Source organism: Methylomarinum sp. Ch1-1, from assembly GCF_030717995.2.
Taxonomy (GTDB): domain Bacteria; phylum Pseudomonadota; class Gammaproteobacteria; order Methylococcales; family Methylomonadaceae; genus Methylomarinum; species Methylomarinum roseum.
Window position 1 is genome coordinate 4,428,706 of record NZ_CP157743.1, and the last position, 15,355, is coordinate 4,444,060.

Sequence of the window (15,355 nt, forward strand, 5' to 3'; positions counted from 1 at the left end):
CAATGTCTCGAGATTGGCGTTGTCGAAAGCCTCTGCTGACGATTCATCCATTTCGAACCATAGAAAGCCCTCAACTGGCGACAGACAAAGGCGGTGTGCGTGGTCTGCCGGGATCTGAATCTCCCCATTCTTTATCCAGATAACCGAGCAAGGCCTCATTGATCTTGCTCTTCTTATTTGCGACGCCTTGGTTGCCGAAGAGACGGTTGAATTCGAACACATATGGATGAGAACCGACCATCGCAATATCAAAACCACCATAGTTAATTTCCAGGCTCCGCGCCAGACGCCTGACCAAGCGCCGCGCTTCAATCGGCACAACGGCGTCTTCAATTGTCCCGCCCCTCGCGATATTGTTGTAGAAACCGCCCTCAGCTTGCAGCCGCCAGTAGCCATAAACGACCCTGTCGCCCACCCAGATCACCCTTAGGTCTCTATCTATCTCCAGATATTCCTGAGCATAAATGACCGGCGCCACCTGCAAGTACTGCCGCCATTGCTGTTGGGTTTCGATTAAATAGACACCCTGCCCCATACTGCTTTTAGGAATCTTGGCGACGAACGGCAGGTGCATTTGTTCCCATATCCGCTCGGCATTAACAGTCGAATTGGCTTCTATCAACGTAAACGGCACATTGGCCGGCGCCACCGTCTTGAAGCAGCGCGTCATTTCAATCTTATTGTGTCCGATCAAATAAGTCGCCTGATTGGGAAATATCCGCGCCTTCAAGCCATAGATCAGTGGATTGAGCTGCCAGTATTGAGGAAATAAAACACCATCCGCATCTACAATGGTATCGAGCTTGACAAACATGAGCTCGGGTTTGATATAAGTTTGATTTGGAATACCCAATGTCCGTAAAGCATCAAATGAAATCAGTTTCATCTCAACATCGCTAAAATCAGTAACCGGGCGATTTTAAGTCGCGTTTAAAGTTTTTCAAGCTTTTTATTGAGCCGGGTCATAAAATAATTTCGAACTGCCCATAATCTCACACCCCTATGCATGGACGAACAGGGCGATTGATACGAGCTTAAAAGCCAATTAGCCATGAACTAATATGCCTACACTGCATTTAAGATTTTATGAAGAACTGAACGATTTCCTCCGGCCTGAACAACGTAAAACCGAATTTTTGCATACCCTTAACCGTAACGCTTCGGTCAAGGATGTCATCGAATCGCTAGGAGTTCCGCATACCGAAGTGGAATTGATCCTGGTCAACGGCGTCTCTGTCGATTTTTCCTATGCCGTACAAGATAACGACCGCATCAGCATTTATCCGCAGTTTGAGAGTCTCGATATCAGCCCCCTTCTGCGCTTGCGGGACAAACCGCTGCGCCAGCCCCGTTTTGTCGTTGACAGCAACTTGGGCCGTTTAGCGCGCTATCTGCGCCTGCTAGGTTTCGACTGTCTTTACCGCAATGATTATCGGGATGTTGAAGTCGCTGAGATAGCCAACCGGCAGCGGCGCATCGTCTTGACCCGCGATCGCCTGCTGCTGCGCCGAAAAATCATCACGCACGGCTATTTCGTCCGCGCGTCGCTGCCGCGGGAACAAGTCAAAGTAATCCTGCGCCGCTTCGACCTTTATCGAGCCGTTAAGCCTTTCAGCCGCTGTATGCGCTGCAATAGCGTCTTAGTCGACGTCAATAAGAAACAAGTATTGGAACGTCTGGAGCCCCTGACCCGAGAACATTATCGTGACTTCAAAAGATGCGATCGCTGCGGCCAGGTCTATTGGCGGGGCAGTCACTATGACAGGGCCCAACTATTGTTGAAGGAACTCATCGAATCAGAGCCCGATTAAATAAAATGGCAATGGCGTAATTATTCAGCGTAGTTTTACTAAGAGGGAGTAGGTTATTGATTTATCCGGCTGTCTGCAACAGGACGTTGCAGTCAGAGCTTACATGGAAGTATTCACGCGTCCCGAGAAATCAATGACCTACTGCCTAAAACCCGAAAGATACTGAATAGTTACGAAAATGGCTATATAAACCACAGGCTACCTGATACAGAGACTGTTCCTGTTAGGTTTTCGACAGTAGGGATGCTGCCGTCTTCGCATAACGACATGCGGGCTACTTGCTTTTCGCGCAAGGGCGACTTGCCCGTAGGAGGCCCGCCCTCGGGCCGAATGGCTCTTTTCGCGCCGAGGGCGGCGCTCCTACGCAAAACACCGTCTTGCCTTCGGATTTTGAACAGCGTGAAGCGCATCAAAAATTCGACGGTTCATAGGCATATTCATGAACCTTATGGACAAGCTTGGCTTTCTTGACGGCATAAATGGCGGGAGTCATAGGGATTGATAGCCAGTCGCATGGCGCAAAGCCTCGCTTATGGCGCAGCCAATTTCTTTATTGCATACCATCGCAGACATGTCTGTCTTTAAGATCATTTCTAGAGGGGCCTAATGGTAAATCAGGAAGCAAGCCTTGCATTTGTTCGCCGCATTTTTTCATCGTCTGCAAGGCGGAATTCTCTGCTGTTTCCATCGCAAATTCCAATGCCGCCGTTTGCGCCTCCTCACGTTTGCCTTGAGCGCAAAGCCCTCTGAGTTCTGCTTCCATCGTTCTACCGCGTTGCTCCAAAGCCTTCATTTCAGCTTGATCGATGCCTTGCATACAGCGCTGCATATTTTGCATTTGTTGCATCATTTGCTGCATTTTCGCCTGGTCCATCATGTTCTGAGGCATTTGCGCGGAGGCCGCCAATATGGCGTAGACAACAGCAGAGATAGCATAAATCTATTCATATTTTTCTCTTAAGATTTAACAGCAGCAATTCCCACTTTGGCGTTCAAAAAGGGCATGGGGTGTGTTTGGCGAGGATGTCGGCAGCAAGGATGCTGCCGTCAAGCCCCCAGGGATGGGTTTACGGCGCTCCTCGACAGACACACCCCATGCCCTAAACACCGCAAAAATACTCAAACTGATGGGAATTGCTGATTTAACAGGGTTTTAAAATAATAGCCGAAGTTGCGTTCCGCTTACACTCTTTAACAAAACGCATATTAACTGACACTATCTAACCATAAAAAAGGCCGGTTAAAAACCGGCCTTTCTTTTTTTGCTGTCGTTACTTCAACAATCCCTGCAACAAGGCATTCAGCTTATGGACGAATGCCGCCGGGTCATCCAGCTGGCCGCCTTCGCTGAGGATGGCTTGATCGAACAGAATATTGGTGATGTCGGCGAAGCGTTCGTCGTCCTGCTCATCCTTGATCGCGTTCACCAAGGCATGACTCGGATTGATTTCCAATGTCGGCTTGCTGCCTCCCATGCCCATCATATTCATCGATTGGCCGGCCTCTTTCATGATCCGTTCCATGTTCAGGCTCATGTCGTAAGCGCCGGTCACCAGACAGGCGGGAGAATCGGTCAGACGATGACTGATCTTGACGTCGTTGACTTTGTCGCCCAACACTTCCTTGATCTGTTTCAGCACCGATTCATAGTCTTTGCTGACTTCTTCCTGCTCCTTTTTCTCTTCTTCACTATCGAATTTTTCCAGGTCCAGCTCGCCTTTAGCGACGGACTGCAGGTGTTTACCGTCGAATTCGGTCAAGCTGGACACCAGCCATTCGTCGACACGATCGGACAGCAACAATACTTCGATGCCTTTTTTACGGAAGATTTCCAGGTGCGGACTGTTTTTCGCCGCCGAAAAGCTGTCTGCGGTGACATAATAGATCTTATCTTGACCCTCTTTCATGCGGCTGACGTAATCGGCCAGTGACACGTCTTGTTTGGCGCTGTCGGTATGGGTCGACGAGAAACGCAACAAATTGGCGACGCGATCCTTGTTTTTATGATCTTCGACCGGTCCTTCCTTGATCACATTACCGAACTGCTCCCAGAAAGTCGCGTATTTCTCGGCATCGTCTTTCGCCATGCTTTCCAACAGTCCTAGCACTTTCTTGACCGCACCGGCCTTGATCGCGCTGATTTGCTTGCTTTGCTGGAGAATTTCCCGCGACACATTCAGCGGCAATGAGTCCGCATCGATCACGCCGCGGATAAAACGCAGATAACGCGGCATCAATTGTTCGGCGTCATCGGTAATGAACACCTTACGGATATACAATTTAACGCCGTGTTTGGCGTCCCTATCCCACAGATCGAACGGTGCACGTGAAGGCACATACAGCAGCAGCGTGTATTCGTTGGTGCCTTCCACCTTGCTGTGGACATAGGTCAAAGGATCCTGAAAGTCGTGACCGACATGTTTGTAGAATTCGTTGTATTCTTCTTCGCTGATCTTATCTCTGGATTGCGTCCATAATGCCGAAGCGCTGTTGACGGTTTCTTCCTCGACTCGCGCCGGCGCTGTTTCATTGCCTTCTTCGTCGGTCTCTGCCGGAATTTCTTTGTCCATGACCACCGGAATCGAAATATGGTCGGAGAATTTCTTGACGATGGAACGCAAGCGAAAACCGTCCAGAAATTCCTCTTCGCCTTCTTTCAAATGCAAGACGATCTCGGTGCCGCGCCCCGGTTTTTCCACCGTTTCCAGCGTATACTCGCCTTCGCCGGTTGATTCCCAGCGTACCGCTTCCTGCTCGCCGGCTTTACGGGTGGTCAGAGTCACCTTGTCGGCGACGATGAAAGCGGAATAAAAGCCTACCCCGAACTGACCAATCAACTCACTGTCTTTAGCCTGATCGCCGGTTAACCGTTCGAAAAACTGTTTAGTGCCCGATTTGGCGATGGTGCCGATATGCTCTTGAACTTCGTCCCGACTCATGCCGATACCGTTATCGCTGACGGTAATCGTTTTGGCGTCTTTGTCGAAATCCAGACGGATTTTCAACTCGGGATCTCCTTCGTATAGAGCGTCATTGGACAACGCCTCAAAGCGCAGTTTATCGGCGGCATCGGAACCGTTGGAAATCAGTTCACGCAAAAAAATCTCTTTATTACTATATAAAGAGTGGATCATTAAATGCAGTAAATGCTTAACTTCGGTTTGAAAACCTAGGGTTTCTTTTTTTGCCTCAACAGTCATTTTTCTCTCTATTTGAATTTAAAAACGGATTGCCTTTAAATTGGGGACAGTATTTTTATTTTTCAAGTGTAGACAGCTCGAAAACTAAAGTTAAAATTAACGATAGACCTGATTTTCAGGATCGTATGCCTTGAACACCGGATTGGCCATGTTATGAAGCTCAATTTATCCTCCAAAAAAATACTGATTGTCGAAGACTATCCGGTCATGCGCAAGGCCATCAAGGATATGCTGGGCACCTTGGAAATCCAAAATATCGCCGAGGCCGACAACGGCCTGAACGCCCTGAAAGAAATCGCCAGGGGAAAATTTGACGTCATATTATGTGATTACAACCTAGGAAACGGCAAAAACGGCCAACAGGTGCTGGAGGAAGCGCGTTTACGTAAAATTCTGCCTTTCACCACCGTGTTCATCATCATCAGCAGCGAACAGGCGCCGGGCATGGTGCTGGGCGCGATGGAAAACAAACCGGACGAATATCTGACCAAGCCCTTCAATGCGCTGCAGTTGCTGACCCGACTGCAAAAAAATTTCAGGCGCAAGGAGTATCTGCACCCGGTGGAACGGGAAATCGACCGCGGCAACCTAGCCCTGGCCATCCATCATTGCGACAGACTGCTTAACGAAGACGACAAAAGAATGCGCATGCCGCTGCTGAAGATTCGCGGTGAGCTGGCGCTTAATGTCGGCGACCTGACCAAGGCCGGGGAAATTTATCACGAAGTGTTGGCGGAACGCGAATTGCCTTGGGCCAGATTGGGGCTGGGGATCATCGATTTGCAACGCCGCAACCTCGACCAAGCCATCGCCACGTTCGAAGGCCTGATCCACAGCAATCCGCTATTCATGGACAGTTATGACTGGCTAAGCAAAGCCTATCAAGCGGACGAGCAGCCCTTGCAAGCCCAAGAAATTTTAACTCAAGCCGTAGACCTATCGCCGACATCGATACTCAGACAAAAGAAGCTGGCCGCAACCGCAGATCAAAACAACAACGTAGACATCGCCGAACAGGCCTACAAAACGGTCGTCAAGTTAGGCAAACATTCGATACACAAGTCCAGCAGCGACTTTTCCAGTCTGGCAAAACTGTATTCCAAAACCCATGCCAGTAAACAAGCGCTCAAAACGCTAGACGACATGCGTCAGGAGTATATCAACAACCCGGAGGCCGAACTACGCGCCGCCACGTTGGAAACCGAACTCTATCAACAACTGGGTGATGACAAGCTGTCCCGGGAATCGTTTGCCAAGGTGCGCACGCTCAGCGAGGAACTCGGCAAAAACATGCCGAAAGACCTGCAGTTGGACCTGGTCAAAGCCTGCTTTTTGAACGATGACCAGGAAACCGCCGATCATATCCTCGAATCCTTGATCAAGAATCATATCGACGACGATCAGTTTATGGACGATATCCGCACCATGCAAAGCAGCGTCGGCCGCGATAATCATTCGGAAATTTTGATTCAGAAAACCAAGCAGGAACTGATCGACATCAACAACCAGGGCGTTTCGCTATTCAAGCAGGGAAAATCGCATGAGGCCATGACCTTGTTGGAACGGGCGGCGGCCAAAATGCCGAAAAACAAAACCATTATCCTCAACATGGCCCGAATCGCCCTGCATGATCTAAAGACCGCAGGTCCCAGTGAAGAGAAAATATTGCTCGCCCATTCGCTGCTCAAAAGAGCCAAGCAAGTCGGCGTGGCCCATGATAAAATCGGCACGATGCAAATGGAATTCTCCAGACTCACCCATGCTCGACCCGCAAATAATCACGATGCCGCGTAACACGAAGCAACATTTTTCCACCATTCTGGCGTCGACGGTGCACGACATCAAAAACTCGCTGGGAATATTGCAGGACCGCATCCATCATATTGCCGCGAGCCGTCAGCACAACGATCCGGATTTCATGCAGCTGGAATTCGAAGCCAATCGCATGAATCACAGCATGATGCAACTGCTGGCCCTATACAAGATCGATAACGATAAATTCAATCTCGATATCGATGAATATCCGCTCCAGGACATCCTCGATGAAGTGCAGGCTCAGCAAGCCCCTTTGCTGAAAATGAACGATATCAAGCTGACGGTGCAGTGCCCGGATGAACTCATGAGTTTCTGCGACTATACCCATATCAGCAATGCCCTGGGCACCATCTTCAATAACTCGCAGCGCTATAGCCTCAGCCAGGTAGCGCTTTCCGCTGATCAACACGGAGACTATGTTTGCTTAACGATAGAGGATGACGGCGCAGGCTATCCCGATGAATTACTAAGCATCGACCCAACCGACCACGAACAGATGGACTGGGTCAGCGGTAGTACCGGCCTGGGTCTTTATTTCGTCGCGACAATCGCCTCGCTGCACCAGAACGGCGACAAACAAGGCTATATTCGCATCGACAATCAGAGCCGCCTCGGCGGGGCGCGTTTCAGGCTGTTTCTGCCATGACCGGCAACGAACAAAAGCGCAGACAGATGGCGTACAGCGTTTCCCAGCTATTGCCTCGTCTTTGTCCCTTGATCTGCTGATCCGCTTTAGCGCATAACAGCAGAATATCTTCCAGATCGGCTTCTGTCAGGCGAGTCAATGCCGCGCTAACCAGCGACTTGCGCTTATCCCAGATGTGATGCTTGGCCAATACACTGTCTTTCCGCCCGCCTTTAGTCAAGTCTTTTTTTAGCGTCAATAGCGTCCTGGCTTCCCGACTCAAGGCCCACAACACCACCGGTTCGGCGACGCCTTCCGCCTTCAGACCGTTCAGGATCTTCACGCCGCGATTGCTGCGGGCCGCCAACAGGCTGTCCTGCAACTTGAATACATCGAAACGAGCGCTGTCGGCCACCAGGTCTTCGACGTCCTGACGGGAAATAGGCTTGGCGCCATGCAAGATATAAAGTTTTTCGATCTCTTGTGCCGCCGCCAGCAAATTACCTTCGATACGCGAGGCCAACAGCTTCAAAGCCTCGGGAACAATTTGCATGCCCTTTTTTTGCCCCCTGCGCTGCAGCCACTGCACCAGATCGGGGCCTTGTAAAGGCCAGACCTGAATCACGGCGCCGGCCTTGTCTATGGCCTGAAACCAGCGCGATTTTTGCGCAGCTGAGGCCAACCTACCGCAGCTGATCAATAATAGGGTATCGGCAGGAAGCCTTTCACAGTAGGCAAGCAAGGCCTTCGCCCCATCTGTACCCGGCTTACCGGTAGGCAAGCGCAGATCGATGATTTTTTTTTCGGCGAAAATGGACAGCGAATCAGCCTCGTCGCTCAATTGCTGCCAATCGAAATTTCCCTCGACGGAAAGCACCTCGCGTACGCTATAGCCGGCTTGCCTGGCAAAGGTGCGGATTTCGTCGGCCGCCTCGCCGATCTGCAAGGGTTCCTCGCCACAGAGCAGATAGATAGGCGCCAGCGACTTTTGCAAGGCGGAACTGAGCTGTTCAAGTTTTAAACGCATCTTCGAGATTAATTTTTCAGCACCGCTCGGGCGCGCATGACAATAGCCCGCACCGCCTGACGGTAGATTTCATCGCGGATCACCGCTTCTTCATTGCTTTTGGCCAGAATATCTACCTGGTCATTGAAGAAATCTCGGTTGATTTCCACTTCCTGCTGGTCCATCAAAATCTGCCCCGTAGGATCGAGCAACATGAACCTGACCGTGTAATTCAATTCGAATTCGGTGGCCTTACCGGCCGAATTCAGTGACAACACTCGCCTTCTCATGTCATCGCGGATCACCTTGATGACCATGCTGGCCTCTTCAGTCGAACTGACCAATTGCCCATCGGCTGATTTCAGCGACAAATTGATTTCGTCACGCAATGACGCGCTGGCGCCTTCGATATAGATATTTTTCATTTCCTCGGGTATATCGAGGGCGCCGCGCAAATGATAGCCACAGGCTGTCGACAGCAACATCACCGCAAAAAATGCGGCGTGACGGATTAATTGATTTCCCATGACTTATTACTTATCCAACTTCAAGCGACGATATTAACGAGTTTTTTTGGCACGACGATGACTTTCTTAACCGCCTTGTCGCCCAGATAACGCTGCACATTATCGTCGGCCAACGCCAGCGCCTCGATCTCTTCCTTAGAAGCGGATACGGCCACGTCCAATTTGCTGCGCAACTTGCCATTGACCTGTATCACCATCTGTAGGCTATCCTGCTGCATCGCCGACTGGTCGATCGTCGGCCAGCTTTCGACCACGATATCGCTGTCATGTCCCAGCTCCTGCCACAATTGCTGACAGACATGAGGAATAATCGGCGCCAGCATCAATACGATGGCCTCCAGAACTTCCTGTTTGATCGCCTTGCCATTATCCGTAGCATCGTCGAATTTTGACAGCGCATTGATCAGCTCCATGTTGGCGGCAATCGCGGTGTTGAAGGTATGGCGACGACTCAAATCATCGCTGACCTTGCTCAAGGCCTGATGCAATTGTCGACGCATCGTCTTTTGCGCTTCGTTCAAGGACGCCTTGTCCAGAGCCGCGGTGGTCTGCCCTTGTTCAACATGATTGAACACCTGACGCCACAATCGTTTCAAAAAGCGGAAAGCGCCTTCCACGCCGGCATCATTCCACTCCAGCGACTGATCCGGCGGTGACGTGAACATCGTGTATAAGCGGACGGTATCGGCGCCATATTTATCGATCAGCATTTGCGGATCAACACCGTTATTTTTGGATTTGGACATTTTTTCGATCGGCCCGACGATCACCGGCGAACCATCTTCCAACAACTTAGCACCGACAATTCGCCCCTTAGCATCGCACTCAACATCGACTTGCGTCAGGTTGAAATAGCGTTTGTGGCCGTTCTGATCGATCTGGTAGAAAGTCTCGGCAACGACCATGCCTTGAGTCAGCAGGTTTTTGAACGGCTCGTCGGCGTTGACCAAGCCTTCATCGCGCAACAACTTGGTATAAAAGCGCGCATACAGCAAGTGCAGAATGGCGTGCTCGATGCCGCCGATATAATGGTCGACCGGCAGCCAATAATTAACGGACTCGTCCAGCATCGCCGTGTCGCTGGCGCCGGCGTAACGGGCAAAATACCAGGACGATTCCATGAAAGTATCGAAGGTATCGGTTTCCCGTCTGGCCGCCTTGCCGCAGCGCGGACAATCCGCATGCGGAAAACTGTGATGCGCCGCCAATGGCGCTTGCGAACCGTCCAGCACGACGTCGCGCGGCAATTCCACTGGCAAGTCGCTTTCCGGCACCGGGACGGTTCCGCAATCATCACAATAAATCACCGGCACCGGCGCCCCCCAATAGCGCTGTCTGGAGACCCCCCAGTCACGCAGACGAAAATTGGTTTTGCGCTCGCCTTTGCCCTGTTTTTCCAGATAGGCGGCGATGGCCTCGAAGGCTTCGGCCGATGTCAGACCATCGAACTGCGCCGAATTTTTCAAGACGCCCTTGTCGGTATAAGCTTGTTCGGAGATATCGTCATCGCCGCCGTCCGCCGCAAAGATCACCTGCTTAATGTCGATATCGTATTTTTTGGCGAATTCATAATCGCGCTGATCATGTCCCGGAACCGACATCACCGCGCCGGTGCCGTAGCCCATCAACACGAAGTTGGCGATCCAGACCGAAACGGGTTCGCCAGTGACCGGATGTATCGCCTTGACGCCTGAATCGACACCGCGTTTTTCCATGGTCTCCATCGCCGCTTCCGAAGTCTCCATGACTCGACACTCTTCCAGGAACGCGGCAATGTCGGCGTTGTTCTGCGCCGCCGTCAATGCGACCGGATGTTCGGCGGCGACCGCGACATAAGTGACCCCCATCAAGGTGTCGGGGCGAGTCGTATAAATCCGTATCGGTTCAGCCTGCCCTTCGACAGCGAAATCCATTTCCACGCCTTCCGAGCGTCCTATCCAGTTGGCCTGCATGGTCCTGACCTGTTCCGGCCAGCCATCCAGCTTCTCCAGGTCCTGCAATAATTCATCGGCATAGGCGGTGATCTTCAGGAACCACTGCGAGATTTCCTTTTTCTCGACCTTGGTATCGCAACGCCAGCAGCAACCATCGATCACTTGCTCGTTGGCCAACACGGTCATGTCGTTCGGACACCAGTTAACCGGCGCGGTTTTCTTATAAACCAGATCCTTTTCCAACAGCTTCAAGAAGAACCATTGCTCCCAGCGATAATAGTCAGGATCGCACGTCGCCAGTTCGCGCTTCCAATCGTAACCGAAGCCCAAGCGTTTCAATTGATCTCGCATATAAGCGATATTTTCATAAGTCCAATCGGCCGGATGCACATTATTTTGCATCGCCGCATTTTCCGCCGGAAGACCGAACGCATCCCACCCCATCGGCTGCATGACATTTTTGCCCTGCATGCGCTGGAAGCGGCTGATGACATCGCCTATCGTGTAGTTCCTGACATGTCCCATATGCAATTTGCCGCTGGGATAGGGAAACATGGAAAGACAGTAATACTTCTCTTTATCGGAGTCTTCAGAGGCATTGAATACGCCTGATTGCTCCCATTTTTCCTGAACTTTTTGCTCTATCACTAACGGTTTGTAATTTTCTTCCATCCTGCTCGTCTTTTTCCGGTCAAAAGCGTTAGAATACCTTACAGACGCATAAATCTAAAGTGTCATTTAATGGAGATAGACATGAACGAAAATAAATTTATCGACGTATATAATAAATTAATGGAACATCTTTATGAGGCAATGGACGGCACCCTGCATACCGTTGCCGAAGCCATGGAGATTGCCAAGGAAAAAGTCAGCGAATTCGGCGGTCATGCCCAGGAATTCACTCAAGAAGAACTGGACCGCATCTCCCATTACGTCCTGCGCGATATCGAACATGCCGCAACCTCATCTGAACCGGTTAAGGATGACGAATCGCTAACAGAATGGCTGAAATTCGACATCGAACTCATCGAGAATTTTGCCCTGGAAGCATTCATGGATGTCGCCGATAAAACCCGTATCGAGTTGGCCAAGCTGGAGAACCAAGCCAGGCAATACCACCCTTATAAAAGCGGGGAAATCACCGGCCCGGGCACCCTGGTTTGCGATGCCTGCGGCAAACAAATTGCTTTCAAATCGACCAGCGTCATTCCCAAATGTCCTAAATGCGACGGCGAAAATTTCACACGCTGTTGATATTAAAGGCTTAAAGCTTGATAATGCAATCTTTAAACCAATTGCTTCAATAGAGGAAAAACATGCGCAGGGTCATCTTCAATCAAAAGGGCGGTGTAGGCAAATCGACTATCACCTGTAATCTAGCGGCTATCAGTGCGGTTGAAGGCAATAAAACTCTGGTGGTCGATTTGGATATTCAATGTAATTCAACCCAATACCTGTTGGGTGAAAAAGTGACCGACTCGGATCAAACCATTGCCCATTTTTTTAAGGACTGCCTGGGATTGGGCTTGTTTGGCGGCGGCAAAGAAGGCCTGGACGGCGTCATTCATGAAACGCCTTTTCCCAACCTTTATGTGATCCCAGCCCACCCCGACCTGGAAGCCCTGCAAAGCAGACTGGACGCCCGCTATAAAATATTCAAATTGAAAGAAGCCCTGGAAAAACTGGACGGCTTCGATCATATCTACATGGATACCCCGCCGACGCTGAATTTCTACAGCCAATCGGCGTTGATCGCGGCGCAAAAATGCCTGATTCCGTTCGACTGCGACACCTTTGCCCGAGAGGCCCTGTACACGCTGCTGAATTCAGTGGCCGAAGTGAAGGCGGACCATAATCAGACTCTGGAAGTTGAAGGCATCGTCGTCAATCAATATCAGAAGCAGGCCAATCTGCCTCGTCAATTGGTCGAGGAATTGATACAGGAAGGTCATGCGGTATTGGAGCCAAAAATATCTCCGTCGGTAAAAATCCGCGAATCGCATAGTCTATCGAAGCCCTTAGTGCATTTCGCGCCCAACCATAAACTTACCGACGAATTTCGCGCCTTATATCTGGAAATCAATCCCTAAATTCGACATCATCGCCCGGCTTAGCGCTGCAGTCGGGCAATGGCTTCACCTACGTTTAACGCGGCCTACGATCAGTTGAACCATCAACAATAACGCCAATACAGCGATGATCCATTGATCGCCTACCCAGGCGTAAGGCGTCATGCCGGTCATCGGATAAATGTCCGCAGTCACCACTGCCTGCTCGAACAACGGCGCCTGCTCGACAATTCCGCCTTTAGCATCGACCACGGCAGTCACCCCGGTATTTGTCGCGCGCAACAAGTATCGCCCTGTTTCCAAGGCCCTCATCCTAGCGATCTGCAGATGCTGATGAGGCTCTATCGAATCTCCAAACCAGGCATCATTGGTCACATTAACCAAATAGGCTGCCTCCGGTAAAGCGGGCAGAAAGGCCGAAGCAAAGGCGTCTTCATAGCAAATAGACGCCGCAAAGCTATAGCCTCCCGCCTTCATCAACGCCTGGTCATCGCCGCCGGGTAAGAAATTGCCCAGATTGACCTGCAATAAATCAAGAACATAACCTGATAACGGCTGCAGCGGCAAATATTCGCCAAACGGCAACAAATGGTTTTTCTTATAGTCGCCCCTCTGCTCCCCCAGTGTCACGACCATGTTGTAATTCTCTTTTAAAGTCTTCCCCTTCGCAGGCAGGCTGACAATCAGATCGGTGTTGTGCTGCCGCGCTTGTTGCTCCAGCGGGTTAATAAAAAACTCCTCGACCTGGTGATAAAACGCCGGAATCGCCGTCTCCGGCCAGATCACGACATCGGAATTCCAATGTTGCTCGGTCAGCTGCCGGTATTTGATCAAGGTTTTGATTCTATATTCCGGCAGCCATTTCTTGTCCTGGGAGACATTGCCTTGAATCAGGCTGACTTTAATCGGTTGTTTAACAGGATCGGTCCAATCGATCCATTGTAAAAGAAAACCACCTCCCCAGATTAAAGCCAGTGCTACGGCATTTCTCCCCCAGCCAGTTCGCTGTTGCAGCGTTCCGGCAAGCAAGGCCGTCGACAGCAACAACATAAACCCTGCGCCATAACCGCCCAATATTGGGACATAGCCAGCCAAAGGAGTCTCCAGTTGGCTGTAGGCGACTTGTAACCAGGGAAAACCATTAAGCAGCAAATAGCCTCGGAAGTACTCGACCAGAATCCATATCCCCGCAGCGATCAAGGCGCTCGCCCCCACACCTTGCCCCCTTGATAACTTGGCAATCAGGTAAGCGGTTAAAGACGGGAATAACGCCCAAAATAGACAAAAAAAGGCCGTCAACAACCCCGCGCCGATGAAATGGGCGCCGCCATAATCGTGGATACTGATATAAACCCAGAACACTCCGGAGCAAAACAAGCCGGCTCCATATAAAAAACCTCGAAGGGCCGCCCGTCGCGGCGATACCGCCCGCCAACTTAACAAGGCAAAGACCAACGAAATGATCGCCAGATAACTGTAGTTATAGGGCGCAAAAGACAATGTCAGTAGAAATCCGGCCAATGGAGAAAGTATTTCCCATTGCCACTTTGAGAAGAGTTTCATTGCTGGATCGATAGAAAAAATGACCTTTAAGAATATCAGCTTTAGCCGACAGGCATAGCATAGATGTAAAATTTATGTAATTATTCAGCGTATTTTTATCAGAGGGAGTAGGCTATTGATTTATCGGGCTGACTGCAACAGGCAGATTTTTGCTCCTGCAAAATCTGCATTTCCATCGTCCCTGACGGTCAGACGTTGCAGTCAGAGCTTACGCCGCACAGGGAAGTGCAAGTGCCGCGTGAGGCAGGATGCCGTTAGCTGCCATGGAAGTATTCACCCAGCACCTAAATTAACGAAGATTATTAATCATAGCCAATAACCTAGGGTATTTAGGTGCTGGGTGAACGCGTCCCGAGAAATCAATGGTCTACTCCCTAAACCCTGAAAGATACTGAATAGTTACGGCAAAGCTTCCGCTCCTGCTCACGCTCGAAACACAAGGATGTCTTGAATGCCAATATTGCAGGTAGAAAATTGCTCCTGCATTTCCGTTTTCTACATTTCCGCCTTCCCTGGCGGTCAGAGCAAAAACCGGTCACGCTCGAAACACAAGGATGTGTTGAATGCCAATATTGCAGGAGCAAATATCGGCCTTACCTATGCCCGCCAGGGATGGTGGAAATGCAATAAGATTGCCTGGAGCAATCTTTGCCTTCCCTGTAGGCAACGCTTCCGCTCCTGCTTATTCACAGGGATGTGATGTATGCCGGTTTTGCAGGAGCAAAAACCGGTCACGCTCCTTACCTATGCCCGCCAGGGATGGTGGAAATGCAGATTTTGCAGGAGCATAAATCTGCCGTCCTTG

12 protein-coding genes are annotated in these 15,355 nt (G+C 50.5%); 5 read left to right on the forward strand and 7 right to left on the reverse strand.

The annotated features are described in order from the left end of the window. Positions 1 to 70 precede the first annotated feature (70 nt). Entirely contained in the window at positions 71 to 886 is an 816-nt protein-coding gene (locus tag Q9L42_RS20070) for an ATP-grasp domain-containing protein (RefSeq protein ID WP_305906621.1), read from the reverse strand. A gap of 175 nt (positions 887 to 1,061) precedes the next feature. Here Q9L42_RS20070 and Q9L42_RS20075 point away from each other — a divergent pair, with 175 nt between their 5' ends. Further along, positions 1,062 to 1,811: a Mut7-C RNAse domain-containing protein gene (locus Q9L42_RS20075; protein WP_305906620.1), complete on the forward strand. Its 750-nt coding sequence runs from the start codon at positions 1,062 to 1,064 to the stop codon at positions 1,809 to 1,811. Between the two features lie 550 nt (positions 1,812 to 2,361). Here the strand turns inward: Q9L42_RS20075 and Q9L42_RS20080 are convergent. Further along, positions 2,362 to 2,688, reverse strand: coding sequence for a hypothetical protein (locus tag Q9L42_RS20080; protein WP_305906619.1), 327 nt, complete (start codon positions 2,686 to 2,688; stop codon positions 2,362 to 2,364). Positions 2,689 to 3,082: 394 nt separating this feature from the next. Next, positions 3,083 to 5,011 carry a molecular chaperone HtpG gene (gene htpG / locus Q9L42_RS20085; RefSeq protein ID WP_305906618.1) on the reverse strand — a complete coding sequence of 643 codons (1,929 nt, stop codon included), beginning with the start codon at positions 5,009 to 5,011 and terminating at the stop codon, positions 3,083 to 3,085. A 153-nt stretch (positions 5,012 to 5,164) separates the two neighbouring features. Between htpG and Q9L42_RS20090 the strand changes: the two genes are divergently transcribed. Further along, the gene (locus Q9L42_RS20090) at positions 5,165 to 6,805 is read left to right on the forward strand and encodes a response regulator (RefSeq protein ID WP_349431708.1); all 1,641 of its coding nucleotides are present in this window, start codon (positions 5,165 to 5,167) and stop codon (positions 6,803 to 6,805) included. After that, entirely contained in the window at positions 6,795 to 7,472 is a 678-nt protein-coding gene (locus Q9L42_RS20095; RefSeq protein ID WP_305906615.1) for a sensor histidine kinase, read from the forward strand. The genes Q9L42_RS20090 and Q9L42_RS20095 overlap by 11 nt, the downstream gene beginning before the upstream one ends. Here Q9L42_RS20095 and holA read toward each other — a convergent pair. The 3 genes from holA to leuS are packed head-to-tail and all read right to left on the reverse strand — an operon-like array spanning position 7,453 to position 11,590. Further along, the gene (holA, locus tag Q9L42_RS20100; protein WP_349431709.1) at positions 7,453 to 8,478 is read right to left on the reverse strand and encodes a DNA polymerase III subunit delta; all 1,026 of its coding nucleotides are present in this window, start codon (positions 8,476 to 8,478) and stop codon (positions 7,453 to 7,455) included. The two genes, Q9L42_RS20095 and holA, sit on opposite strands and share 20 nt — an antisense overlap. 8 nt (positions 8,479 to 8,486) lie before the next feature. After that, complete coding sequence (gene lptE / locus Q9L42_RS20105; RefSeq protein ID WP_305906614.1) at positions 8,487 to 8,984, reverse strand: LPS assembly lipoprotein LptE; 498 nt, start codon at positions 8,982 to 8,984, stop codon at positions 8,487 to 8,489. A gap of 20 nt (positions 8,985 to 9,004) precedes the next feature. Then, positions 9,005 to 11,590: a leucine--tRNA ligase gene (gene leuS / locus Q9L42_RS20110; protein ID WP_349431710.1), complete on the reverse strand. Its 2,586-nt coding sequence runs from the start codon at positions 11,588 to 11,590 to the stop codon at positions 9,005 to 9,007. 81 nt (positions 11,591 to 11,671) lie between these two features. On the opposite strand from leuS, the gene Q9L42_RS20115 reads away from it, so the two are divergent. After that, positions 11,672 to 12,172 carry a zinc ribbon-containing protein gene (locus Q9L42_RS20115; RefSeq protein WP_305906613.1) on the forward strand — a complete coding sequence of 167 codons (501 nt, stop codon included), beginning with the start codon at positions 11,672 to 11,674 and terminating at the stop codon, positions 12,170 to 12,172. 62 nt (positions 12,173 to 12,234) lie between these two features. Next, the gene (locus tag Q9L42_RS20120; protein WP_305906612.1) at positions 12,235 to 13,008 is read left to right on the forward strand and encodes a ParA family protein; all 774 of its coding nucleotides are present in this window, start codon (positions 12,235 to 12,237) and stop codon (positions 13,006 to 13,008) included. 45 nt (positions 13,009 to 13,053) lie between these two features. Here Q9L42_RS20120 and lnt read toward each other — a convergent pair whose 3' ends face one another. Beyond that, positions 13,054 to 14,550, reverse strand: coding sequence for an apolipoprotein N-acyltransferase (lnt, locus tag Q9L42_RS20125; RefSeq protein ID WP_305906611.1), 1,497 nt, complete (start codon positions 14,548 to 14,550; stop codon positions 13,054 to 13,056). Between the last annotated feature and the right edge of the window lie 805 nt (positions 14,551 to 15,355).